19 protein-coding genes are annotated in these 26,131 nt (G+C 44.3%); 4 read left to right on the top strand and 15 right to left on the bottom strand.

The window, feature by feature from the left end; all coding sequences use genetic code 11:
- The first annotated feature begins 41 nt into the window (after window positions 1-41).
- From QUF94_RS05520 to QUF94_RS05510, 3 genes are all read left to right on the top strand, one after another.
- Window positions 42-1,577: a maltose/glucose-specific PTS transporter subunit IIC gene (locus QUF94_RS05520; RefSeq protein WP_289314958.1), complete on the top strand. Its 1,536-nt coding sequence runs from the start codon at window positions 42-44 to the stop codon at window positions 1,575-1,577.
- Between the two features lie 31 nt (window positions 1,578-1,608).
- Window positions 1,609-2,301, top strand: coding sequence for an N-acetylmannosamine-6-phosphate 2-epimerase (locus QUF94_RS05515; RefSeq protein WP_289314957.1), 693 nt, complete (start codon window positions 1,609-1,611; stop codon window positions 2,299-2,301).
- A gap of 159 nt (window positions 2,302-2,460) precedes the next feature.
- Entirely contained in the window at window positions 2,461-3,303 is an 843-nt protein-coding gene (locus tag QUF94_RS05510; RefSeq protein ID WP_289314956.1) for a MurR/RpiR family transcriptional regulator, read from the top strand.
- Window positions 3,304-3,463: 160 nt separating this feature from the next.
- Here the strand turns inward: QUF94_RS05510 and QUF94_RS05505 are convergent, their stop codons facing one another.
- On the bottom strand, window positions 3,464-3,913 hold the full coding sequence (locus QUF94_RS05505) for a YfmQ family protein (protein ID WP_289314955.1): 450 nt from the start codon (window positions 3,911-3,913) through the stop codon (window positions 3,464-3,466).
- Between the two features lie 374 nt (window positions 3,914-4,287).
- Window positions 4,288-4,482 (bottom strand): hypothetical protein, encoded by a 195-nt coding sequence (locus QUF94_RS05500; RefSeq protein WP_061464872.1) that lies wholly within the window; start codon window positions 4,480-4,482, stop codon window positions 4,288-4,290.
- 842 nt (window positions 4,483-5,324) lie between these two features.
- On the opposite strand from QUF94_RS05500, the gene QUF94_RS05495 reads away from it, so the two are divergent.
- Window positions 5,325-5,549 carry a hypothetical protein gene (locus QUF94_RS05495; protein ID WP_289314954.1) on the top strand — a complete coding sequence of 75 codons (225 nt, stop codon included), beginning with the start codon at window positions 5,325-5,327 and terminating at the stop codon, window positions 5,547-5,549.
- A 92-nt stretch (window positions 5,550-5,641) separates the two neighbouring features.
- Here the strand turns inward: QUF94_RS05495 and pdxR are convergent, their stop codons facing one another.
- From pdxR to QUF94_RS05430, 13 genes are all read right to left on the bottom strand, one after another.
- Entirely contained in the window at window positions 5,642-7,072 is a 1,431-nt protein-coding gene (pdxR, locus tag QUF94_RS05490) for a MocR-like pyridoxine biosynthesis transcription factor PdxR (RefSeq protein WP_289314953.1), read from the bottom strand.
- 205 nt (window positions 7,073-7,277) lie between these two features.
- Window positions 7,278-8,849 (bottom strand): SagB family peptide dehydrogenase, encoded by a 1,572-nt coding sequence (locus QUF94_RS05485; RefSeq protein ID WP_289314952.1) that lies wholly within the window; start codon window positions 8,847-8,849, stop codon window positions 7,278-7,280.
- 23 nt (window positions 8,850-8,872) lie between these two features.
- Window positions 8,873-10,816, bottom strand: a complete 1,944-nt coding sequence (locus tag QUF94_RS05480) for a TOMM precursor leader peptide-binding protein (protein ID WP_289314951.1) — start codon at window positions 10,814-10,816, stop codon at window positions 8,873-8,875.
- Complete coding sequence (locus QUF94_RS05475) at window positions 10,813-12,756, bottom strand: putative thiazole-containing bacteriocin maturation protein (RefSeq protein WP_289314950.1); 1,944 nt, start codon at window positions 12,754-12,756, stop codon at window positions 10,813-10,815. Before QUF94_RS05475 ends, QUF94_RS05480 begins: the two co-directional genes overlap by 4 nt.
- Before the next feature lie 141 nt (window positions 12,757-12,897).
- On the bottom strand, window positions 12,898-13,161 hold the full coding sequence (locus tag QUF94_RS05470) for a heterocycloanthracin/sonorensin family bacteriocin (protein WP_289314949.1): 264 nt from the start codon (window positions 13,159-13,161) through the stop codon (window positions 12,898-12,900).
- A gap of 347 nt (window positions 13,162-13,508) precedes the next feature.
- Window positions 13,509-14,804 carry a uracil/xanthine transporter gene (locus QUF94_RS05465; protein ID WP_289314948.1) on the bottom strand — a complete coding sequence of 432 codons (1,296 nt, stop codon included), beginning with the start codon at window positions 14,802-14,804 and terminating at the stop codon, window positions 13,509-13,511.
- Between the two features lie 552 nt (window positions 14,805-15,356).
- Window positions 15,357-16,604 carry an amidohydrolase gene (locus tag QUF94_RS05460; RefSeq protein WP_289314947.1) on the bottom strand — a complete coding sequence of 416 codons (1,248 nt, stop codon included), beginning with the start codon at window positions 16,602-16,604 and terminating at the stop codon, window positions 15,357-15,359.
- A gap of 5 nt (window positions 16,605-16,609) precedes the next feature.
- Window positions 16,610-17,884, bottom strand: coding sequence for an amidohydrolase (locus tag QUF94_RS05455; RefSeq protein WP_289314946.1), 1,275 nt, complete (start codon window positions 17,882-17,884; stop codon window positions 16,610-16,612).
- 24 nt (window positions 17,885-17,908) lie between these two features.
- Window positions 17,909-19,156, bottom strand: coding sequence for an amidohydrolase family protein (locus QUF94_RS05450; protein ID WP_289314945.1), 1,248 nt, complete (start codon window positions 19,154-19,156; stop codon window positions 17,909-17,911).
- A 460-nt stretch (window positions 19,157-19,616) separates the two neighbouring features.
- Window positions 19,617-21,182, bottom strand: coding sequence for a glutathione ABC transporter substrate-binding protein (locus QUF94_RS05445; RefSeq protein ID WP_289314944.1), 1,566 nt, complete (start codon window positions 21,180-21,182; stop codon window positions 19,617-19,619).
- A gap of 101 nt (window positions 21,183-21,283) precedes the next feature.
- The gene (locus QUF94_RS05440; RefSeq protein ID WP_289314943.1) at window positions 21,284-22,789 is read right to left on the bottom strand and encodes an amidohydrolase family protein; all 1,506 of its coding nucleotides are present in this window, start codon (window positions 22,787-22,789) and stop codon (window positions 21,284-21,286) included.
- Between the two features lies 1 nt (window position 22,790).
- The gene (locus QUF94_RS05435; RefSeq protein ID WP_289314942.1) at window positions 22,791-24,299 is read right to left on the bottom strand and encodes an amidohydrolase family protein; all 1,509 of its coding nucleotides are present in this window, start codon (window positions 24,297-24,299) and stop codon (window positions 22,791-22,793) included.
- Between the two features lie 66 nt (window positions 24,300-24,365).
- Window positions 24,366-25,922, bottom strand: a complete 1,557-nt coding sequence (locus QUF94_RS05430; RefSeq protein WP_289314941.1) for a glutathione ABC transporter substrate-binding protein — start codon at window positions 25,920-25,922, stop codon at window positions 24,366-24,368.
- Window positions 25,923-26,131 lie beyond the last annotated feature (209 nt).

The raw sequence follows: 26,131 nt of genomic DNA, 5'->3' as shown, positions 1-26,131 counted from the left end.
AGAGAGTATCAAAGGGCTCGTTAAATGAGGGAGGAATTAATATGAAGAAAGCTTTTGAGAAAGCGCAACAGTTCGGTAAATCTTTTATGCTCCCGATTGCCGTTTTGCCAGCGGCCGGTTTATTGCTGGGAATTGGCGGTGCTCTTTCTAATCCAAATACAGTTGAGGCCTATCCTTTTTTAGACTTTGCTTGGCTGCAGGCCATTTTCACGATCATGAGTTCTGCAGGAAGCATCGTATTCGGCAACTTGCCGGTTATTTTTGCCGTAGGTGTTGCAGTGGGCTTGGCACGCTCGGATAAAGGGACCGCTGCACTTGCAGCCATGATCGGCTACTTCGTCATGAACAGTACAATAAATGCACTGCTTCTAATAAACGGGGAACTTGCCAAAGAGAATCTGGCAGGTGCCGGACAGGGAATGGCGGTCGGGATCCAAACACTGGAGACTGGTGTGTTTGGCGGTATCGTAGTAGGTATCTCTGCTGCATTTCTGCACAATAAATATAATAAAATTCAGCTTCCGCAAGTTTTAGGGTTTTTCGGTGGTTCCCGTTTCATTCCAATCATCGTTTCCTTCGCGTCCATCTTGGTTGGAGCCGTGCTTTTTATCGTATGGCCTTATTTCCAACTTCTCATTAACCAATTAGGTGCGCTGGTAACGAGCACAGGTACGATTGGGACTTTCTTTTACGGATTCATATTACGGATGCTCGGGCCGTTAGGGTTGCATCATATTTTCTACCTTCCCTTCTGGCAAACAGCTTTAGGCGGGACGATGGAGATTAAAGGGCAGATTGTAAGCGGGACTCAGAATATCTTCTTTGCGCAATTGGCCGATCCAACTACTGTCAAGTACTATGAGGGTGTTTCCCGGTTCATGTCCGGACGGTTCATCACGATGATGTTTGGTTTACCAGGCGCTGCACTGGCCATTTATCACTGCGCTAAACCTAAAAATAAGAAAGTCGTGGCCGGTTTGCTTCTTTCAGCTGCCTTAACATCTTTCTTAACAGGCATTACCGAACCGCTTGAATTCAGTTTCTTATTTGTCGCCCCAATCCTTTATGTTTTTCATGCCTTGTTTGACGGGCTTGCCTTCATGATGGCAGATATATTCAATATAACAATCGGTCAAACCTTCTCTGGAGGATTTATTGATTTCACTTTATTCGGGATTCTCCAGGGTATCAGTAAAACAAACTGGGTTTATGTACTTCTCGTCGGCATTCCATGGTTTTTCCTATACTACTTCACTTTTAAATTCTTGATCAGGAAGAAGAATTTAAAAGTGGTTGGCCGTGAAGATGATGAACAGGCCGCTGTTACACAAGTAACGGCATCAGAGAGAACCCAGACCATCGTTACTGGATTAGGCGGACAGGAAAATATCGATATAGTCGATTGCTGTGCAACCCGTCTCCGTGTCACGGTAAAGGATGAATCATTGGTGAAAGAGGACGTCATTAAACAAACCGGTTCAAAAGGCGTCGTAAAAAAAGGGAATGGCATTCAAATAGTTTACGGTCCCCAAGTAACGATCATCAAAAATGAAGTGGAAGAATTCTTGGGTCATTGAGAACATAGATAACGATAAGGAAGTGTTAAACATGCAACAGGTGCTGGATCAAATTCACAAAGGCTTAATTGTATCTTGTCAAGCATTGGAGAATGAGCCGCTGCACAGCTCTTTTATTATGGGACGCATGGCCATTGCTGCCAAAGAAGGCGGTGCGAAGTGCATTCGCGCAAACTCCGTAGCTGACATAATGGAAATCAAGAAAAATGTGGACCTTCCAATCATAGGGATCATTAAACAGGTGTATGGACAAAATGATGTCTTTATCACTCCCACCATGGCCGAAATTGATGCATTGATGGAAACTAAAGCGGAAATCATTGCGACGGATGCTACAGCCCGGGTAAGACCGGACGGTAAAACGTTAAAACAGTTTTATTACGAAATAAGAGCTAAATATCCGGATGTTTTACTAATGGCTGATGTATCCACCATAGAGGAAGCAGTATACGCCGAACAGTTAGGATTCGATATTGTAGCACCCACTTTATACGGATATACGAACGAAACATTTGGCCAAAAAATATATCAGGATGATTATGCTGTGCTCAAAGAGATAGTAAAAGCAGTGAAAAAAGCGAAAGTGATCGCTGAAGGAAATGTCATAACACCAGAAATCGCCCGCTCTGTATTGGATATGAATGTCCATGCAGTAGTAGTGGGCGGTGCCATTACCAGACCGCAGCAAATCACTAAAAGATTCGTGGATGCTATCCAAGAATAGAAAATTGCACATAGTAATGAAATGACCCAGACTGTCAATAGTTTGGGTCTCTTTTTTGATTCATATTCCTGTAGCCATCCGTTCTGGTTATTGACGTCCCTAATGGATACATTAAACTATAAAAGGTATACATATAAGTAATTTGAAATGGGGGATCAGATGGAATATCTAGCAGAAAACCTCATATATGGCATCGAGTGCAGTATGGGCAAATTCACCAAAACAGAAGAAGAATTGGCCAAATACATTCTGGAACGCCCTGAAGAAGTAAGTCAGTTAACCATTAGTCAAATAGCTAAAAAGCTTCATATTTCGCCTGCAACGATTACGCGTTTCTGCCAAAAATTAGCCTTTTCTGGGTTTAATGAGTTCAGGCATGAGCTAAAAAGGTTCGTGGATCTCCGAAAAACACCGAAAAATATGAAGGACATCAAGCAGGTGGATTATTTCGCTAAACTGTACCAAGATCACTTAGGTATCATAGATAATACCTTTCATATAACCACATATGACGATATCCAGAAAGCGGTATCTTTCCTTACACAGGCAAAGAAGATACATGTATATGGAATAGGGAGTTCGGGTTTAGCCGCCCAGGAGTTCAAATCCAAGTTTTTCCGGATTGGCTTATCTGTTGAGGCTATTACAGATCCCCACCAGTCAATGATGGACGCAGCTTTAAGTGACCAGAATAGTGTTGTCATCGGCATTTCCATTTCCGGAGCAACAAAAGAAGTGATTCGCGCAGTTAAAATCGCAAAGGAACAAGGCTCGCGCATCTTGGTTTTTACTGGTGATAAAAATTCCGAGCTCTCACAGCTTGGTGATATATCGCTATCGGTCACCAGCAAAAATAGCCTGCATATGGGACAAAACATCTCTCCATTGCTTCCGCTACTATTACTTTTCGATTTAATATATACAGAGTTGGTTGCTAAAGATTATAAAAACAGGATAAGCATCAGGGAAAAGACTTTAAAGGTATTAACCGCGACCGACTGACTTTCGGCCGCTGAAATTTATCAGTTTGTTTGTTTAGCTAAACCTGACCGAAAGTCATTTTCGTTATTCATCATATAAAAAAACTGCATCTCCAATTGATTAGATGTTACTAACAATTGGGGTGCAGTTCACTTTAAAAGACGTCTTTTTTTTGTTCCTTTTAAACTAAATTCCTTATTACTGGCATGGAACGTTCTTGGAGGCTCTCGGAAAGAAGACTATACGCAACTACTTTATTCTTGTGCTGTTTGACTACATCCACGTGGTCGTTGTAAATGTACACAAATAATCTAACATCGTTTTTCCCTCTTTTAGTATCAATTATTATTGGAGTCCCACTGTTCTCTGGATGTAAAAACAATTTCTCGTTCCCTGGGAATATATGATTTTTTTTCAAAAACTTAGCTTCGTTAAAATAATTAATTACTTGAATTTTGTCTTCACCTTCCAAACGTTTTTCATCAAAGGTTACGATTGCATTAGCATCACTAATTTCTGAATGCATTTTAAATTTACTCATAATCCAATTCACTGCATCGGTTGGAAGACAGGTAACTAATAATTTAAGCAAGCTTAAGATAATTGTCAAAATCAATACAGGCACTGTCATATTTGATCATCTCCGCGACGTTATAATTTAATTATTAAATGAAAGAGGCGGTCAGTTTTTCTTTGAAGTGACCGTTCTATTAACGTTTCATTTTTGGTGAAAAGTTGTACTTGAAGGAGGGCACAAAACATAATTAAACTCAATCAATATAATTTTTTATCCATAAATGTCAAAGACTTCATTTGATTGTTCACTCAGCTTACAAAGGTGATTTTTTTATTCATATTTTCGCCACGGTTTGTGAACGAATTCACATTTTTCAACAAATAGAGTATGTCTTGTAAATCACTCGTACAAAACATGACCTTTATACATTTAAGCCTATATTACTATGCATTTTGATACGCTATTATAATAATCATTCACGTGGTATCTTAGGCTAATTTTATTACGAAGTAGATGATGCCCACAGTTAATACTAGGGCAAGACCAATATAAATATAACTAAGGTTCAACAAATTCCCTCTCGTTGCTGCAGAATAATCACTATCACTCTTCCCCGTTAATGAAAGGGTGCCAACCAGAGCAACTAAACTAATGGCTACTACTAATATTACACTTATCGTCATGATTCAACGCCTCCCAATATTATTATCTATTTCCTTGAACCATTTCAAATTATTCCGATTCTCATCGTATATCGTAGTGTAACTACATAAAAAATCGCACCTAATTTGCATGTCAAAATTATATTGTCCAAGTAGTTCGCGATTCGTGTTTACTGAGTAAATATATTAGAACAAGCCTACTTCTCTATAATAAAAGAACAGCCAATTTTCGGACCATCCAATTAAGTGAAATTTTCACCATCCACTTGTTGAATTCTTACGTTCATTTACATAGAAAAGTGCAAAGCGCCACTGAAGAAATGGCTAAGATACCACGTATTGCAGGAACTCTGACCTAATTCCCTTCTTCGAAAAAGGACAAAAAAAAAAGAATCATGACTTCGTCATGATTCCAGTTTGTAGACAAAAGGGGTTCGGAAAACGTAACTTTCATCAAATGATGTTCCTGAACCAACTGACCCAAAACAACACCTTCAACTCCTCGGTTATGGTTACAATTTAGATGTTGATTTCCACTCCAGGCACTCGCTTTCCGCGGGCGGTCCGGGAGCCTCCTCGGCGCAAGCGCCTGCGGGGTCTCCCTTTGACGCGCTTTTCCCGCAGGAGTCTCGTACCTTACGTTCCAATCAACTTTGTTTTAACATATAGATGGAACCTCTTTTGTCGACAACAGGAATGTGCCATGATCGGCACCTTACACACTGTAGATAAACTCGATAATAATGGAGTTGCCTACAGTTTTTTTAATCCGTACTCGGCGCAAGCCTGCGGGGTCTCCCTTGGACGTGCTCTTCCCGCAGGAGTCTCGTACCTTACGTTCCAATCAACTTTGTTTTAAAATCATGGTTCGTAATGGTCTCATCCTGAACCATGATTTTAAAGAAGAGCTGGTTATCCTTCATGTTTTTTTACTTTTTATGGATGAAACCCTCAATAGATTGAAGAAATTTGCGACACTCCTGCCGAATTACTGGCTAGCCGAGACACCACAGGCGCTTGCGTCGAGGAGGCTTGGCAGACAGTCGGCGGAAAGGGAGCGGATTTCTGAAATCAACGGAACTTTTTAATTAAAAAACTGCAGGCAAACCGAACAAGTTTGTCTACAGTCTGGAATCATGGAATCATCATGACTCTCTCTCGTGAATATCAAAGCATATGATTATAAACTTTTTACAGCCTCTGCAAACCTTTTGATGCCTTCGTGAATGGATTCCTCATTTTCCCTTGCAAAAGTAAAGCGTACGTATTCCTTATTTGTACCTAGTGTTGAACCCGGAACGTATATGACTCCTCTTTTGATGGATTCCTCCAGTAACTTTATTTCGTTCAATGGCACTTTCAGCTTACACCACAAATGAATTCCACCATTTGGCGAATTATAATCAACTTTTTTTTGGAGGAATTGTTGAAGACTCGAAACCATTGCATCCCTTCTTTTTTCCAGTTGCCCCCTTAAGTAGGCAATATGGGCAGGAAAATACTCTGAATCCAAAAAATCGTTTGCTATCCATTGAGTGAATGAGCCATGACCGAAGTCAACCTGCTGCTTAGCATCAGATAGTCTCTCTATAACTGGTTTCGGTCCTATAATCCACCCAATTCTTAAACCGGAAGCAACAATTTTTGACAAAGAGCTTATATATAAAACATTTCCGTTGTTATCCATCGACTTAAGAGTGGAAATTTCTTCCCCAGCAAAGGAAGTTAAACTATAAGGATCGTCTTCTATGACCGGTATTCCATATTCGGATGAAAGTTCAAGAATCCTTTTACGACGGTTGATATGAAGGACAGTTCCTGTAGGATTTTGAAATACAGGGTTCAAAAAGATCATCCTGATCCGATGTTTTTTATGGAGTTCCAGTAAATCCTCTGGGTTGATGCCATCTTTATCAACTGGTAAAGGAAAAATTCTTAGCCCCGCGGATTGAAAGATGGGAAGGTTGTAACTATATGATGGATCTTCCAATACAACGGCATCTCCTGGCTTTAACAAGCATTGGACCACCAGATGTATGGCTTGCTGTGCACCAGACGTAATGAGTATAGAAGATGGATGCGTGTCAATTCTCCTATACTGTTTAACATGTTTGGTTATTGTTTCCCTTAAAACCGCATTGCCTTGAGGGTGATCATAACCTAAGCTACCAATGAAGGACCTGTTAGAAATGATTTCACGTAAGGATTGGACTGGAAATAAGTCTTCTGAAAGTTCCCCACTAGCTAAGTTAATAAGGTTATGCCCTTCCGTCTCTTTACGAATTCTTTGGGTTACTGGCATATTGGGCAAAAAAGAACCCGCTTCGATATATCTATTCCAACTAGGTATACGTTTTCGAGTAATTCCCCAGATATCCTTGCTGATCATCGTTCCGCTTCCTTTTTTTCGTTCAACTAGCCCATTTGCTTCCAATTCATCATAAGCCGCAACAACTGTGCTTCTGTTAACTCCCAGTTCACTTGCCAAGAAGCGTTCAGACGGTAGCGGCTTATCCAATAAAAATGTTCCATCAGCAATGCCACTCTCGATGTAAGCTGCTATTTGTTTATATAAAGGCTTCTTGGATTTTCTGTCAGTTTTCCATTCCATAAGCTACATCCTTTAAAATGTTTAGTTTAAAGCGTACTAAATTATTAACTTTATATAGTTATTCATTCCCAAAAGTAGTAAAATCTTTTATTTCAGTATAATCTTCAGTAGAGATTATTGCACTCTTAGGATAGAAGCTGCACTACAAAATAAAAACGAAAGCCTCCATTTCTTAAATGAAATGGAAGCTTTCGTTTCATCTTTTTCAACAATGCAGACTCCCCTTCAGCCAAGGACGATTCCGATAGTGGCCGATCGGGACTTGGATAAGGCTCGTTTTTCCTTGGGGACCACCACCGATCTTGTAAAGTTCATCACACATATTCACATCAAAACCGAGCAGCGGGTGCCCGTTCATTCCGAGAGCTGAGGCCGCTATCAGTAATTTCTGTACGAGCATCCCCGCCTCCATTTGCTGGATGCGGTACCCTCTATATCCAAGCTGCTTTTTGGAATGATCTTGATCGCCAACTACATGTATGCATATCGGCACTTCCTGAAAGTTCATGATATCGAGGGACATTCCGTATTGCAGTCGGAGCCGATGATCTCCTGATTGTATCTGTCGTAATGAATGTGTCGTGCTGTCATAATGGTATGCACCATCTTGAATGTCTTCCACATTATACAAACAAACATATAAGGAAACGCGATGTTCGTTGTTCTCGTTTGTTCCATCCAAATCATTTCGATAGGAGAACGAGGCGGTTGCCTCCTGCAGGAGAGCCGCCAGTTGCAGTTGACTGACTTTCCCTAGAGCGAAGTCCATTTCAGGTGAAAACCGCTTTCGGCAAACCGCTGCCAAATCATGGGATAACCTTTTAACGATAGGTAGGGTTACTACATGCCCTTCGCATTCGGCCCTATTCTTTGGAGCGATCGGCCGGAATGATTGGGTGGACTCGATCATGGATGCTTCATTCATTTTAGTTAACATCGGAAATTCCCTGATCCTCTTCGACCGAACATAGTGTTCAGGCTGAATCCCCGTCAATTCCCTGCATAATTCCGTCGAAGTGAAAAGTCCGTCACTGTAGCTTTCATCCGTACACCAAAATGCTGGTTCTGCCGATAAGGGAATCACCGCATACGTGCTCTCCTCCTCTTCCGAAAGCCCGAGCAGATGATTGATGGCCCGGTCAAGGAATTGGAAGCAAACCCCAGATTCGATTCCAAATCGTTTCGCAACTTCGAGTAACTGTCCAATGAGCACCCCCGCATCCAGACCTTGCAGGCGGTATGAAAAATTATTATATTTGTAGAAGTTTTTCCAAAACATCGTCGATACAAAAACCGTCCCAAAACATGAGGACATATCAAAGGTTTCACCAAGAGCCTTTGTTACATATGAATCAAAATCCCCTTCCCGCAGCAATACCAACCGGTGGTGTGCCGCATCATAGTGGTATACGCCAGCAGGCACTTCCTCCATCTTCAAGTACACGTACAATTCACTTGGATACAAAGCTCCCCCTGATGCCGGAAAACGCCTGAATGACTGCATGAGGTCCTCGGATTCCGAGGATCTCGGTACCTGACTGACTTGGGTCAGGCCATATGCATACCAGAGGAAATGACCGATTCCTTCGAGGTCCAGCTTTGAAGGGCCATTGCCCCCCTCAAGCGTCAGCGGCACCTCCAGTGATAGTGGAAAAACAGGCAAGTCACGGTAAATCTTATACGTTAGTGGTGCATCATCCCAATCCACTTCCCAATCCGGCGGACTTGCCTTTTCGATGTCAAAATGCAAATTGTGCAGAAATGCCTCTAGACTCATCCTCCTACCTCCTAAGTCACCGCTTATGGAAAAGGATGCGGATGCGGATTGATCTGTTCGAATTCAAGCGGCCGTTTTGCATATCCAAGTTCCATCGGAACCCTCAGTATCCTCTCAAGCCCCGTTATGCGGGTAAGATGATGGCCGAATGTCATCGGCAGCATCCCCGGGATCAGCACTTTCACGCAATGTAATCCATTCCGTTCAATCTCCGGTGTCGTCTGATCCACCACGATCACCTCGAGTTTCAATCGGCGGAACTCCTGAAGGATATCCTGCAGATCTTCAGTCAAGTCTGAATGATTCACCTTTTTCCCGAATTCTTCATCGAATGTTCGCATCGGCCGGTCATCATCCAGCAGAAACTGCAGTCGCTCCTCGGCCTGCGGTAAACCGTACAGCATGCCATGATCATCCATTTTCCGTACCAGTGAGGAATCATGCAGCATTTTCTCAATCTCCTCCTGGTTCTCTTCCAATTTATCGTCAAGGGTCAGCATCATGCCTGCCAACTCGAAGACCGCGCTTTTCACCGCCCGGATCGGGTCCAGATGAGCCCCTGCCGCACATATGAGATTCAATCCTTTTTGTTTCCTGTTTTTTGCCAACGCCCATACGCTTGGTATACCGTGTTCCATGGTCGCATTAAACAAATGGATATCATACCCCGCTGCCGCCCTTGCCCTGTCAATCATCAATTCCAGTTCTTTGTCATTTGCAGAATAGGGGTCAAGACGTGCGAGGGGCAACTGCGCGTACCAGGTCAGCAGAAACGAATCACGTTCCACCACTTCCATGATGCCGTAGAAAATGGCCTCCTCCAAACTTCCCCCTAATGCACAGCCATTGGAAGTTTCATAGACGAATCCATCTCCGCAGCCCAAGCTGTAATAGGAAAGCAATTCCGGGACCAAGATCGGCCGCTCTTGCAAAAATGAATGGCCCCACACCCAATCTATCGAGCGATCAGGATCAAACGGTTGAAACGGGAAATCCCGCTGTGCATAATGTTCCTTCGAGTGCACCCCTATCTTGATGGGATCGAGCGCATGATCTTTCAGGTTATTGTAGCTGTCATGTATGACTGTCCGTTTGCCGCGGGGCTCCATTCCGCAATACCTTTCCAATCCCTCCAATATGGCAGTCATCTCACTGATGGCGTATGAGAGAGTCCGGCCTGCCGCCCCCTCATCTCCTATGAATAAAGGCAAATTAACACTTACATCGGCAAATGGCGGCACAAGGTCTATCATTTTATTATTCAAGAATCCTGTGCGGTGATCCAAGTAATCCTTGGCCAGAACTTCTTTCAGATCCTCCATTGAACGGGTCCGGTAACTGTCGGGACTTATTTTCGGACTTGGCTGTAACGCAATCCTTGCACGATCCTTCGAGTCATCAGGTAATTGGCTGCAAACAGGACACAAGGGATCAGGTAAAAAAGAGTGCCACGAGCCGTTCAGCGTTTTCAGATTGATTAATGATACACGTCCTTCCGAACGGGCGTGTTCTCCTTTCATCACCTTCCTTACCTCTGCACCAATCAGGTGAGCCATCTGCAAAAGGCCTGTGCGTGATGCCGCCACATCACGCTGTATCCCCCCATTTTCTTGCAGCTGTTTGCGGATTCCCCACATTTCTTTACGATCACGCCCGGCCATGAAATGTCTTTGGTCTGCACACTGTGAGCAACCTATAATACCCGGGCGCACCAGCGGACCTACCACTCCCTCTCCAAATGATACGAACCCCCGCAGCCATGGAATGCCAGCTGTTCTTATCACCTCTTCCGCCTTTTGATGGACAGTGGGATTCCAAGCATCTTGCAGCAAAAGGACCAAAGCCGTCGTTTGCGGTATTCCTGCCTCGAAATCGGTTTGGCGATTGACCTGATATTGGCCGGACAGGTCCCCATGAACATGGTCGGCCAACACTCCTTCCCCGACAACCAATACGTCAGTTTTCACCCTGATTCCTCCTCTCGCAAAAATACCCCAAACACACCTGCCAGTTCTTCCTTAAAGAATGGTTCCAGTTCTAATTCGAAAACGAAGATCCGCTTCTTATTCTTCTTCAGGACTTGAATGGCGGTCTGTACTACCTCGGAATTCCCTGTTACCTCGCACGAAGGAATCACAAGATTCACCTTTTTTTCATTAAGAACAGACGATGCCACTAGATCTGGAGCTGTGAGGCAAACGGTCTGGTTCTGAACTTTCATGATTGCCTTTTGCAGCGCGTTCCGTAATGCGATCGTTACATTCAAACCGACAGCGCCAGACCAGCCGTCGCTCGTTCCTGCCCAAACAACTGGGAAACCGGACACTTCCTCACCCAACGCGATGATTGGATCTCCTTGCAGCCGGGTCAGCGCTTGTAGATAATACCGGCAGCGTTCATCATCCACATCGGCCAACTGCACCGACACAAGTTTCTCCTGGTTGAACTCCTTATTTCCAAACTCTGTATCCAAACTGCTTTGCAGCCCACGGCAAATACATTCAGCAAATGTTTCACCTGCTCCGACACCGATGGATTCCTTAATTCCGCTTGCTCCCTCAATCGGAGGAAGAGTCTGAACGAGCTGGCTGAGTGTCCGGGATGCATATGCTTCAACCCCTGCCAGACCGCTTTCCCTCCGCGCTTCCTCATGCGTCAGATCTGAACGGATAATATCAGGCAGAAGTCCGGCTGGACCTGACGACAACGGATCCACAACCTGAACGCGGCATTGAGCCAACGGCAGCTGTTTTAAATCGCCCTCTCCCCAAGTATGAAAGATTCCGGATTCGGCCGATGTCAACCGGCTGAAATGCATGAACACTTTCCCCGGCTCACCCCGGCCCGATTTCTGTTCAAGCCGCTGATCAAAATCTTCAATCCATTTAGCAGCCCCTTTTCCCGTCACCCCCGGATGAGGAATGAATGGATGCCACTTTCCCTCCAATGTTTCCATATCCAACAGATAGAATTGATTGGCTTGTTCTGCAGTTGTGACACCTGTAGCCTCTTTGAACCACTCGAAAACCATTATATTGGCTAACATCGCTCCGCCTGTGGAGGAAAAAGAAGTCGAAGCCTGATCCTTTTCCAGCACAGTTTGATGTAAACGGTGCCACGCTGACTCCCAGCATCCTTTGGAATCCGGATGGACAAGCGGGCCAGCCATGCCTATTTGATTGATGATCAATGCAGGAAACAGGACCTTTTTCCCTTGCCTGCAAACCGAATGAAGTTCTCTTAATTCCTTAATATCACCCTCCTGTGACACATATAATATCGATTCGAAAGGCCGCACGATCTCCTGCCATTCAATCCCCGCTCCCTTGTCAAGCACGACCTCCTCTATCGCTGCCTCTTCGTCCGACTTACGAGCATGTGCAACGATTTCCTTCAACCTTTCTCTATTGGTCGGTACCGTGTCCGTAATCAGGGTATGGAATGTGGGCAGTCCGGATTCGATCAGCGCGGACACCATTGAAAGGAACAGTGGGCCAGAGCCTATTGCCAGAGCCCTTCCCTTTCGATAAGCTTGAAAACGGTATGCCCCGGAATCGCCGTAGCTGTCGAGGAACTCGATTTGCGAAGCATACCTTTCAAGAACCTGATCCCCTAATTGATGGGGACTGTCCTGACTTACATCCCGAACGAACCCATTCGCGTACAAAACCTCGGCAATTTCCATGACACGGTTCCGATACGGGCCAGGCAATCCATCCGTCAAATCACTTAATGTATGGTCCCCGTTGAACATCGGCAATAACTTTTCAATCCATTGGACGATCGTGCTGCCCTCCATTCGGAACGAACTTATATTATTCCTGAAATAAACACCTCTGTTTGGTTCTGGTAGAAAAAACGTATCCCTTTTCACTTTCAAACGCATAGAAGGGGTCAAATTCACCATTCCGCTCCTCCTAACCCAAAGCATTCTACGTTCTGCTTCAGCACTTCACTTTAATCCTATGTACGACAATTTGTCCCTTATGTCTAATAAAGAAAAGTCCCTGCTGCACCGCAGGGACTTTTCTTTATTAGACCTGAAACCTTAACCGGCGCAACGTCCGCAACGACCGCCGCACCCTCCGCAGCGTCCGCATCCACCACAACGACCGCAACGACCGCAACGACCACCGCAACCAAAGCAACCAAAGCACAAGAAACAGCCAAAACAACCAAAACAACCACCCACACCAATGAATTGTCGAGACGAATCATCCAAATTGTACTGGTTTTGTTCCCAAGGAACTGGCTGGGTTACCTGGAAATCATCAACATTCAGATTTTGCAATTGATTTTGAAATTCATACATTTTATATAACCTCCGTGTATTATTTATAAGGTAGTGCCTGGAATAGATAAAAAAAAACGGGACGAAATGGTCAGGGAATTAACACCACATCAAGTATCCCTCCAACAAAATATGTAAGGGGAGTGGGTATTGCCACTGATGAAAAAGCCTATTTTTACTAAATCCCGTTCACGTCGAATGCCTGATCACCATTAAAAACCAAATGAAAAAGCAGAAAACCGGAAGGATAATATCCTTCCGGTTTTCATGCTCACCTCTTAAATTAGGTCCTTACAAGACACTTCAATGGAGGATCATTTATGTATAGCCATATCAATCGGTCATCAGGATATGCATGAAAAGTCACCTTAGTTCTGCAGTTGTTCATAGCGATTCCAGTTTACCGATTTTTCCAGCACGATTGATATCAATACCCCCATTATGAGCCCATTCGTCAAAAAGGGCTGTAAAAGCGTGGGAACGCCCGCAAATGCATTGGGCAGGATATTCATCAAACTCACTCCGATCAATACTGGTACGGCAAGCCTGAATATCGTGTCTGAAGTGAAATGCTGACCCTTGACGCTGTTGAAAGCCGTTCCAAACAGTTGAAGGTAAGCGACGAACAATACAGCGTTCCCGACTGTTATTGGCATGCTGGCCAGGAAAGAGATAAACGGAGGAATGAGACCAATCATGGTCAACAACATGCCTCCGAATAAGAAGGGCCTCCGCTCATAGATTTGCGTGCTTTGCAAAAATCCGATGGATGAAGTGAAAGGTGTATACGGCACAAGGCCAAGCACCGGAGCGAAAATGGTAAATCCGCCAGTCATGAATAAAGAATTTCGATACTGCTTGTGGTCAGCGTCATCCCCCATTAACTCGGATGCGGCTTGAATGGAAGCGAACGTGTTACACAAATTCAGTAAGCCTGCAAAAAAAGAAATCGCTATTATCCCGAATTCCAGGTTTGGAGTGCCTAATGGGAACAAGGAAAAAGAGGCACCCGTCGATCCCATTTCTCCCCCGTCCTCTGGAAATAGCAGCGAGTAAAAAATCCATCCCACAACAATTCCGATCAAAATGGAGAAATTGCTTATGGTCCTTGGTCCTTTTATTTTTAATATACTTACTAAAAAGACAATCCCCAATGATAGAAAACTGACCGGGATGTTAATTTCCCCATCCTCCGTAATCCCCAGCATCCCCTTAAAAAAGACAAAAATGAGCTGGAACGTCAGAAGGAATAAGTAAACGGTCATGACCATGGGAGTAAAAATCTTCTGGACATAAGAAATCAGGTTGAAGCCAGATATAATGAGGGTCACGACACCGGCTGCAATGAGACCAGTAGCTATTCCCCCTCCTATTTCAGCATAACCGAGCCCTATGGATGGTGCAGATAACCCTAAATTCAGCATCACTCCCCATAATAGACCGGAGTGCCCTTCCATAATGGGATACTTATGCCCCTTCCAACCCTGAATCACGCAAGCGATCCCGGTGAAAATGAGCGAGCTTCTCATGGTCATTTCCGTAACACTGGGAGGAAGATCAAAAGCTGCGCCAATCGATATGGGCACCACTACCGTATTTGCAAAAATAAAAAACAACCATTGAAAAGAAGAAAATAGAGTCACGGAAGATCTCCAACTTTTCATAGATTCCATCTCCTTTGAACATGATACTTTTTTAAGCTCATGGTGAATACATGGTTTAATCGCCCTTCATAGGACAACACCATGCTAATGGACGCGGTCCCCAGATTGTCATTTCTTGAACACATGGCAACAAAGGGATCAAAGTCCTCTTACGCTTTGCGGTTCTGCTGCCATCATCATGCCAAAATAAAGATGCAGATTCCATGCAAAATGACAGCGTTTACCATTAATAGTAACAAAGGCCGCGGCTTCTTGCTAATTTGTTGGCTGGACTCGATTACAAGGCAAATGGACAAGCGGAAGCCAAACCCTTTAATTTGATAGAAATTGTTAACCAGCCCTTTTGGAATCGTAGTCCATTTTATCCTGTATAAAGCATATTGGGCAAAAAAATAATGACATGGGAAGCAAGTCCTTAACCAATATAGCAAAAAAAATCACAGTAAGTAAAAGTACACGGGAGCGAACATGGCAGACTACCTGCATTCCGAGACTTTCAATCCCCAAAAGAAAAAGGAAATCCGGAAGTATCCAGAGATCCTTGGGTTAGCCCTACAAGTCTATTGACTGCTTTTGTTTATATAGTGAACCGGAAACCAAGTTACCCTTGTAAATGACCGCTTTACGTTCAGAACGCCTGGCAACTGCTTCTGCAGAACAGCTTGCGTCAATTAACACCAGGCTTGCGGCATCCCCCACTTTCGGCCATACCTGGTTACCCTTTTCGTCTAATGGGGTTTTTCCGCCAGTTATATACCCTAGTGTTTGGGAGAGGGAGACTTCATCAATCCATTTGAAGCGTTCTGCCAGCCTGCCGGCTCTCTCTAGGATGTCACCATTCCCTAGAGGTGACCATACATCAAAGATATTATCATTCCCTACTGATACTTCAACCCCTCTTTCATGTAATAAACCAACAGGGGGCATCTGTCTGTTAATAGGGACACTTGTGACGATAGAAATCCCCGCATCCCTAAGGATGTCAGCCAGCTCAAAGGCTTCTTCCCTGGATACGTCCCCTATGCCAAACGCATGGCTTAATGCTACCCTGCCTTCCCAGCCTGCTTGCTTGGTCAGGGCTGCCAAACGTTTCATGGTGAACGTGCCCAAGTGGCCGGGATCATGTAAATGCAGGTCCACATCAGCGTTCGCTTCCACTGCCAAATCCATCAATTGCACGAGCGAAGCTTCAATATTGTTATCGACTGTGGCTGGGTCGACTGCACCGACGATTCCCGCTCCGTTTCGCAATGCCTCCCTGACAAGCTGGACAGACCCCGACCGCAACAATCCGTGCTGCGCAAATGCGACTATTTCTGAACTGAGTCTATTGGAATAGCCAGCAAGCGCCTGTTGGACTTGGTCTAAGTTCTGCAATCCCACTTCCGGGTAGATATCAACATGGGTCCGTACATGTGTAGAGCCAGAAGCTAAAAGTATTTCCAGTAAAGACTCTGCCCGTTTACATGTGCTTGTTGCAATGGAAGGCAGCACCCTCTTCTCATTTTCAAAGCGTTCAATGACACTTTTAGAAGGCGTGCATGCTCTCCATACATCCCCCATCAGTGTCTTATCAAGATGGACATGCTTTTCAATGAAGGAGGGTAACGCCAGCAATCCTTTTGCATCTTCCGCTGGCAGATCATTAGGTATGGACTCCCCATCTTTAACGATCTTCGTGATCCTTCCATCCTCCATCAACAGATGGAATAGACCGGTTATTGTTCCTGTAACTCTATCATTCTCTTTTCGGTAACCACATTCCATACGAACATTCTTTAACCAATAGATTGTATTCATGCCCTTCATTCCCTTCTTGAAATTGACATTCCCTTCACATTCAAGGCGGATTCACAGTCGAGTCCGCCGTAAACCAGATTCCCATTGACCATGACCGCAGAACGCGTGGATCTCCGGGCAACTGCCTCGGCAGCACAAGATGCATCCACTAATACCATACTTGCTTCATTTCCCACGTTCGGCCATAAACGATTTCCTTCATGGTCCAGTGTCCTGACCCCGCCCGTAATGAATTGGAGCGATTGAGACAATCCATACTCGTCCTTCCAGTTGTACCTCTCTGCCAATCGACCTGCCTTTTCCAGCATATCCCCTGTACCGAATGGGGACCAGGAGTCATAAAAGCCATCACATCCGAGAGCAACGCGGACACCTTTTTCATGCAGTACATCAATTGGGGGAATGACCCGGTTAATCGGAACTGTGGACATGATGGCTATCCCCAGGTTTGATAATTCACTGGCCAATTCATTTGATTCCCCACTGGAAACATCCCCAAGGGCAAAGGCATGACTGACAGCCGCTCTGTTTTTCCAGCCTGCTTCATCGATTAAAGAAGCGAGTTTCTTAATCGTATAAAAACCAAGATGACCGGGATCATGTATATGAATATCAATGTCTGCATCAAATTCAACAGCTAAATCCATCATTTCATAGAGGGAAGCTTCTATATTATTATCCACTCCGCCAGGATCCAGGCCTCCCACCAAAGACGCCCCTTCTTTCATCGCTTGTCTCATCAACCCTTTTGAATTCGTTCTTAGCAGTCCATGTTGCGGGAAAGCCACGATCTCGTATGTCATTTTCCCTTTGAAACTGCTTAACGCCTTCTGAATTTCTTCCAAGTTCTTCATACCGATGTATGGGTCAATGTTAACATGCGTCCTTACATGCGTCGCACCGCCTTTCAACAATAGTTGAAGCATCCGTTCAGCCCGGAGCCGCCCAGTTTCAGCCAGTTCGGCAAGCTCTTCCGCTTCTAATTTCAAGCGTTCGATTAAACCCGGAACCGGAGTGCATGATTTCCATGGCAGTCCTAAATAGGTCTTGTCCAGATGGTTATGCATCTCTTTAAAAGGCGGAAGTGCAAGCAAGTTTCCCGCATCTTGGACGGGCGTTTCCGTTTTCAAAGGCATACTTGAAGCCAATTGCAATTCCTCAATGATCCCGTCTTTTATATACATGTTGTATGAAGCTGTCTTCGTTCGATCGATTCTTTCATTCTCAAAAACAAATCCACTATCAAGTGTAACGTTTGTAAGCCAGTATGGTTCATTCATTGAATCACTCTCTTTAATAGAAGATTAAACACCTGTCGTCTCGAACGATGAAATAGATCCGCTTACAACATTGCCCCTGAAAATGACAGCGGCACGCTTTGACCTTCTGGCCACCGCTTCCGCGGAACAGCTTGCTTCAAGCAAAACGATATTCGCCTCATCCCCGACATTGGGCCATGCCTTGACCCCGTCTTGGTTTAATGGGGTCTTCCCTCCTGTTATGAACTGCAGGCTTTTAGCTAAAGAACGTTCCTCAATCATGCGAAACCTCTCAGCAAGGCGACCGGCCTTTTCCAGATTGTCACCGATGCCGAAGGGTGTCCAATGATCAGTGATGCTGTCATTGCCCAGTTCAACTTTCACCCCTTTTTCATGGAGCAGGGGAATGGGGATCGTTCTGAAGATAGGCACTGTGGATGTAATGGATATTCCTGTTTCCGAAAACCTTTCGGCTATACCCGTAGCCTCTGCAACGGAAAGATCTGCCAAACCGCTGGCGTGGCTAACCGTTACCCTTCCTTGCCACCCTGCGTCTTCCGTCATCGAAGCGAGACGTTGCATGGTAAAGAGTCCAAGGTGATCCGGATCATGTAAATGGACATCGATATCGGAATTCGATTCAACCGCGATATCCATGATCGTTTCAAGAGAGCGTTCTATATTTTCATCAATGGTGGCGGGATCCACGCCTCCTACCAGATTCGCCCCATTCTTCATGGCCTCCCTTACTAGTCCCGCGGAATTGCTGCGTAATAGTCCATGCTGTGGGAATGCGACGATTTCATACGTCAATTTATCCTTATATCCTTCGAGCGCTTGAATGGTGGCCTCTAAATTTTTCAGACCTATAACGGGGTCAATGTTACAATGGGTGCGTATATGGGTAGATCCGAAGCCCAATAATAAATCCAGCATTTTTTCTGCTCTTGCTTTAGCGGTAGGCAATAACTCAGGAAGTAAAGCCTGCTCCTCCTCTATCCGGGTTTTCACGCCATTTATGGCAGGCATGCAAGCCTTCCACGGACCGCCATAGTACGTTTTATCAATGTGAATATGCATTTCCTTAAACGAAGGGACCATCAGGAGTCCTTGAACATCATGCTGTGGATCCTGATCTGTTATCGATTCCTCCGCTAATAAAATCGAGGATATTTTTCCATTTTCAATCTTGATGTGGTAATTTCCGGTTTCAGTGCCGGTAACCGTTTCATTTTCATTATAAGTAAAACCATTTTCCAAGCGTACATTCGTCAACCAATACGATCGTGACATTAAACTCACCCTTCCACTCCAGATTGAACATGCATCCATTTCATTATAGTTCTAAAGGCCAATTAATAATTTCAGAATTTTTACTCATTTTTATGTTATTTTTACTTATTGTAAGAAAAAGGCTCACCCTAAAATGGATGAACCCTTTCAGACTGGAGGCAACTCTATGAAAACTCAGTTCGCCTGCAGTTTTTTATTTAAAAAGTTCAATTGATTTCAGAGATCCGCTCCCTTTCCGCCGACTGCCTGCCAAGCCTCCTCGGCACAAGCGCCTGTGGGGTCTCGGCTAGCCAGTAATTCGGTAGGAGTGTCGCAAATCTCTTCAATCCAATGAGGATTACAGTAAAAAACGTAAAGACCGGAGCACTTTATTCGACCCGCTGCACTGTCTTGGGCCGTTGACGCAGTTTATCGACCTAAACCACAAATTATTCGGCAGTTCACGAATTTTTTTCGACCATCATTTTATCGTTACGTCATTTATATCCAGATAGCCTGAAGGGCTGATTGAAAACCCTTTTACTTCTGTCGCGACTGCAGCAACATTTTCAATGACCCTTACAGGAATATACGGGGTGTCACCCATCTCGATTTCCTGTGCCTCTGCGTATAGTTCTTTTCGTTTCCCTTCTTCCTTTTCTTTTCTGGCAGCATCTATTAAACTGTCAACCTTTGGATTGCTGTAAAAGAATGTATTTCCAGCCGCCCCCTGTGAATCCGTATGAAATAGATTATATTGATTATAATCAGCATCTCCGGTCGCGTTTCTCCAACTGATGATGAACATTTCCGATTGCCCTTTATTCACTTGTTCCACGAACGAACCGTACTCCATGACCTGTACCTTCAAATTAATTCCGATCCCTTTTAGTTGGGATTGCAGGACTTCAGCCAAGTTCACTCTTTCCTTACTGTCCATCGTCAGGATGGTCGCATCCAAACCTTTTGAATATCCAGCTTCAGCCATCAGTTTCTTTGCTTCTTTCAGATTGTATTCATAGGCTTCCAGATCTTCGTTGTACCCAAATACTTTAGAGCCCATCAATGAGTTCGCCTTTACTCCCACATTATTGAAGACACCCTTGATGATCGAATCCATTTCTATGGCGTGGGCAATGGCTTTTCTGACCCGGACATCATTGAACGGTTCATTATTGACATTGAACCCTAAATATTCGGTGCCATACCCTTCACTGCGGTAAACATCCATTGCCGGTGAAGATTCCACCTGGTCCATGACCGCTACAGGAAGAGGTTCAGCAATCTGCGCTTCACCGGTTTCAATCATCGATATCCTCGTGGAATCTTCAGGGACGACCTTGAAGATGACCTTGTCCAATTTTGGCTTGTCTCCCCAATAGCTTTTGTTTTTCATCAATGTGATTTCTTGCCCTGGGGACCATGAATCAAAAACGAAAGGACCGGTTCCATTCGGTTCCTGGATGATCTTTTTGCCAAACTTTTCAATTGTTTTCGGACTGATGATGCCGCCTTCGTGATTCGCCAATATGGAAAGGAGCGGGGAAAAAGGTTCCTTCAGAATGAATTGCACGGTAAATTCATCAATCGGTTTCACCTCTTTTACCATATCGAATACTACCGCTCTAGGAGAAGCGACCTTTGGATCCAATAGTCGATCAAACGTCTTTTTTACTGCATCTGCATTAAATGGCGTGCCATCATGAAACGTTACGTCTTCCCTAAGCTTGAATTCCCAAGTCGTGTCATTTATTTGCTTCCATTTTTCTGCTAGCATAGGCTGTATCTCACTATTCTCATCCCGTTGTACAAGACCTTCATAGATTTTATGGTGAGTGACACTAGCGGCGTTAATCGTGGACATGAACTGCTGATCCAAATTCTCAGCGTCGGACAAACGGGCAATGACCAATGTACCCCCTTCGTTTGATGCTTTGCTTTGATCATTTGCCGTCTTGCTTACATCATTGTTAGAAGAACAGCCCGTAATTATGATAACCATGATCATGACTAGAAAAAGCTTTCCTGTTCCACGTTTTAACCCCATCGACTTCGACCTCCCGATTTCATTTAATTGAGCATTTATCTAATTATAGGAAATATTCTGACTATTTATTTTGAAAATCTTTACTATGTTTTTCATTTTCTTTACTTGTTTTCGTAAATGGTTTTCACTTCTGTATCGCTTATCGATTCGACGAACTTAAATGATGGCTTAAACAATTCTTTCTCAGGAAGCTTCTTATAATCTCTTTCCATATATCCTCTTCTCATCTTATCGAAATACTTTTGCCCCTTATATTTGATTTCCATTAAATCAAGATTGGGGATTTTTTGATCCTTCATGACTACTTTTCCATTTATGATGGATAATTTAACGTCCCTTCCTGATCCGCTTACGAACATGGTTCGAATGGGATCATCGATTACACCCATATGATAACTGTCCAAATCAATCGCAATGATATCCGCCTTGGCCCCTGCTGCAATGCGGCCAAGATCATTCCTGCCAAGAAAAGCCGCCGCATCAAGAGTGGCTGACCGAAAGAAGTCGGCAAATGCAGAGCCTTCCGCTTCTCTCTCCATCATCCGTGAGAGCATGCTTCCTGTCCTGACGTTCTGAAACATATCCGGAGGGAAGGTGTCCGTTCCAAGCGCGATATTTATCCCTGCCCTTTTATATTTAGCGAATGATTCCAACGCCTCCCCATGCCTCCCGATAATCAGAGGGCAATGAATCACTGTTGTATTCGTTTCTCTTAGCAGCGCCAAGTCATCACCCTGTCCATATTTCGCTCCACTGTATCCTGAAACAAAGTGGGCATGCGGGATTCCTGTTCTTGGACCCAAAAAGCCAAGGTCGTACAAATATCTAATCGGTGTGACACGGTAAGCTTCCCATACGGTATTGAATTCAAAACTTCCTTGTGCAGCATGGAGCTTTATCGGTACATCCAATTTTTCACTGTAATATTTGATCTGTTTTAATTGCTCTGCAGTTTGAGACTCTATACGTTCTGGAGCGAGCATCCCTCTGACCATGCCTCCATGGGCTCCATCGAATTTTTCTACAAACTCCACCGCTTTCCGCAATCCCGCTTCCCCGGCTTTTTCATCCCAATGCAGTTTTATATTTCCGTCAGGCTCGACGACTCTCATTCCTGATTGGAAACTTGGGCCCAGGTAAATCCTTAACCCCAATTCAGCTGCATGTTTTGCCGCAGCTGCCAATTCTTCATAGGTTTCGGCCCAGCTTTTATAAAAAACGGAAGTGATGGGCATGGCCGTCGTCACACCATGAAGAATGAGTTGTGAATAAGCATATAAAGATTTAAAGGATTCTTCTTCCTCGGTCATTAATTCGGGATGTCCGCTTTGTATATGATTCTCTGACCAGAGAAGGTTTTTCTGTCTGTTGGAACCGGCTTCAAAATGTAAAATATCATGGTCAATGTCCCCTAATGCATTTAAATCGATGAACCCGGGACTGATAATGGCGTTACCGGCATCCATTACCTCGTCCACTTCTTCCGGATAATTTTTTCCAACATACAGAATCGTGTCTTTTTCATAAACAATCTCTGCGTTTTCCAAAATGACATGATCGCACCCGTCATACCCAATTACATATCTTCCTTTAAGCTTGGTTTTCATCTTATTCCCCTTTCCTCATTGCGGCAGCGTCTTCCCGTTCGTCATATCTTTTTTCATCTACATATGCCCTGGCATGTCCCCAGAAATATTTCGTCGGCTGCATATACTTTTCGAGCCCGGCACGCTTTATCGTTGAAAAGGCCTCTTCATTCGCTTCGTTCAGCACTGTACTTTCATGAACCGTCCGTACATTCCTCCCTTCCATGATCAATTTCCCATCCACGATGACATGCTCCACATCATTCGCCACTGCTTGGAATACAAGCCGGTGAACATGCATGAATTCAGGGGTCAGATGAGGCTGATGCAGATTGACCGTAATGACATCCGCTTTTTTCCCGATCTCCAGGGAGCCTATTTCATCATCCCAGCCAATGCATTTCGCAGCATCTATCGTGATCATTTCCAACAGTTTGCCTGGGGGCAAATAATAGTAGTCCCTAAGGGCTGCCTGGTGAACGAACTGCGTTTTCCTCATTGCCTGAAACATATCGAAACTTGTGGAAGGGGAAGTCCCATCCGTGGAGATCGCCACAGTTGCACCCATCTCCAATAATTCAGTTATCGGGGTGCGTGCATGAACCTGTCCAAATCCAGGTGATGCACTGACGTTGGTACCTGTTTCTGCCAGTATTCTTGCTTCATCGAAGGAAATGCCCCGACAATGCTGTAAATGGACATCCGGACCCAATAGGGCATTTTCCTTATCCTGTATCGCTAAATGAATCATCCCGCCAAAGGCATCGGAGTGTATCCTTGTGTTATATTTCCTGGCAATCTCCCTTATTTTCTTCGCTTGATAAAGATCATGATCATTCAGCCCATAAAGCCTGTCAGGTGATGTGGGATTGGAAGGATCAACGGATGTCACAATGACAAATGGTGTAATGAAGGCTCTCGTGCGGTCTTCATTCGCATGGTTCAGTGCCTCGATCACCGCTTCCGCCCCCTTCAATACTTCTTCATAGGAAACTTCCTTCACCACTCTCTTTCCGTCAATCCACCGGCTGAATGAATGGGGCCATGGAGGGTTGCAAGGACCCGTGCAAACCACTTCCCTGATTCCCACTTCGGCGTATGCTTTTGCATGATTGATGGCGAAAATCGGTTCATCGGATCGTGGCATGGATCCTAAAACGCTCACCCCGGTTGTCACTCCCGCCTTTAATCTCTCAAGGGAGGACAGCTTTCCTTCGTAATACCAAAAGTCATCCGTAACAAAATGCTTGTACGTATTTGTCATGATGGGCATCCAAAAATCAATATTCTCCATTGCAATCGTTTTGAACATGGAATGTCCCCCATGACCATGAACATCTATTAATCCGGGCAATATACACTGATGGCTGCAATCAATGACTTTTACAGCCTCATACTTCAATTTCAGTTTTTCGGTTGAATCAACGGCTAAAATCCTTCCTTGATTAATGGCGATGGCGCCATCCTGCAGAATTCTCCTGTTTTGATCCATGGTTATCACGGTTCCATGGATTAGCAGTAAATCTATCATATTTCCCCTCCTAATTGAGAAGACAGCATAACATCCTTATGCTGCCTTCCTTTTTTGATGATTTCCCTACTTCACGGTTACGTCATCAAGCATTAAATAATTTGCCGGATTCAGCCAAAGCCCTTTAACCGTCCCACCATATACCGCCAAATGTTCATAGTTACGGATAGGAACATATGGAACTTCTTCCCTCTCAATATCCTGTGCCTTCGAATATAGTTCCTTACGTTTATCGCCATCCGATTCTTTACGTGCACTTTCAATCAATTTGTCCACTTCCGGGTTGCTATAGAATGAACTGTTTCCAGCAGCACCTTGGGATTTGCTATCAAAAAGATTGAATTGATTATAATCTCCATCCCCGGTAGCATTGCCCCAGCCGCCTATCGATACCTGGTGCTCGCCTTTAGCGGTCGCATCAATGTAGGCCCCATACTCAAGGACTTGAATCTTGACCTTGATTCCAATTCCTTTTAACTGGGATTGAATCACTTCGGCCATATTAATCCTTTCCTTACGGTCACTCGTCGTCAATGTAAACTCCAAGCCATCCTTGACCCCTGCCTCAGTCAAGAGCTTCTTCGATTCATTAATATCATAGTCGTAGCCTTTTATATCCGGATCATAGCCAAACACTTTTGGGCTCATTGTCGAATTTGCCCTCGTACCGACATCGTTATAAACCCCTTTAATAATCGAATCGACCTCGATGGCATGAGCGACCGCTTTACGGACACGTACATCATCGAAAGGTTTTTTCTTAACATTGAAGCTTAGGTATTCAACCGCAAGTCCCTCCGTGCGATATAAATTCATCGTGTCCGATGCTTCGATCCTATCAATCTCAGTAACTGGCACTTGATCGGTCACATGTGCTTCACCGGTTTCAATCATCGCAATCCTCGTGGCATCTTCAGGGACAACCTTGAATACTACGCCATCAATCTTCGGTTCATCCCCCCAGTATTCCTCGTTTTTCGTAAGTGCGATCTCTTCACCTGGCTTCCACGATTTAAAAACGAAGGGCCCTGTCCCAACCGGGTTTTGACCTAACTTGTCACTATGTTCCTTAATCGCTTTAGGGCTGATGATGCTTCCTTCATTACTCACTAAAATCGATAACAGCGGTGCATAAGGATATTTCAGCTTGAATTGTACGGTCGTTTCGTCAACCACTTTAATTTCTTTGATCATTTCCAATTTACCAGCCTGCGGAGAAGCTGTTGCCGGATCAAGTATCCTGTCGAAATTGGTTTTCACCGCTTCGGCATTGAATGGAGCTCCATCATGGAATTTGACTCCCTCTTGCAATTTAAATTCCCAAGTGACATCATCCAGTTGTTTCCACTCTTTTGCCAGCAGCGGTTTAGGATCCATGTTTTTATCAGGAACGACCAACGTTTGATAAACCTTTTCATAAACGACGTTTGCTGATGGAATGTCTGTTATGAAATGAGGATCCAGGATGGTCGCATCAGATAATCTCGCGACGATCAGTGTACCTCCTTCTTTCGCTTTTCCTTCCGGTTCCTTGCTGCCGGTTTGATCTGCTGAACACCCAGATAAAACGGATGAGATGCCTAATAACGATGCAAACAGTAACCCCATCATACTTTTTCTCATTCTATTTCCTCCCTTTTCAACCTGCCTTTGTTTCTCCAAGTAACTTTCAGCTATGAGTACATCGGGCTTACTTCAAATTATAAAAAAAAACAGAATTTTATATTTTCAGAATCTTTACACATTTTTTAATTATCTTTACTGCTTTTCCGCATCATATTTACTTCAATACCTATTTTGAATAAATTTAATGAAAGAAAAGGAGGAAGTGC

The organism is Peribacillus sp. NJ4 (assembly GCF_030348345.1).
Classification (GTDB): Bacteria; Bacillota; Bacilli; order Bacillales; family DSM-1321; genus Peribacillus.
The sequence above is the reverse complement of the archived record's forward strand: the minus strand, read 5'-3'. Positions and strand labels throughout refer to the sequence as shown.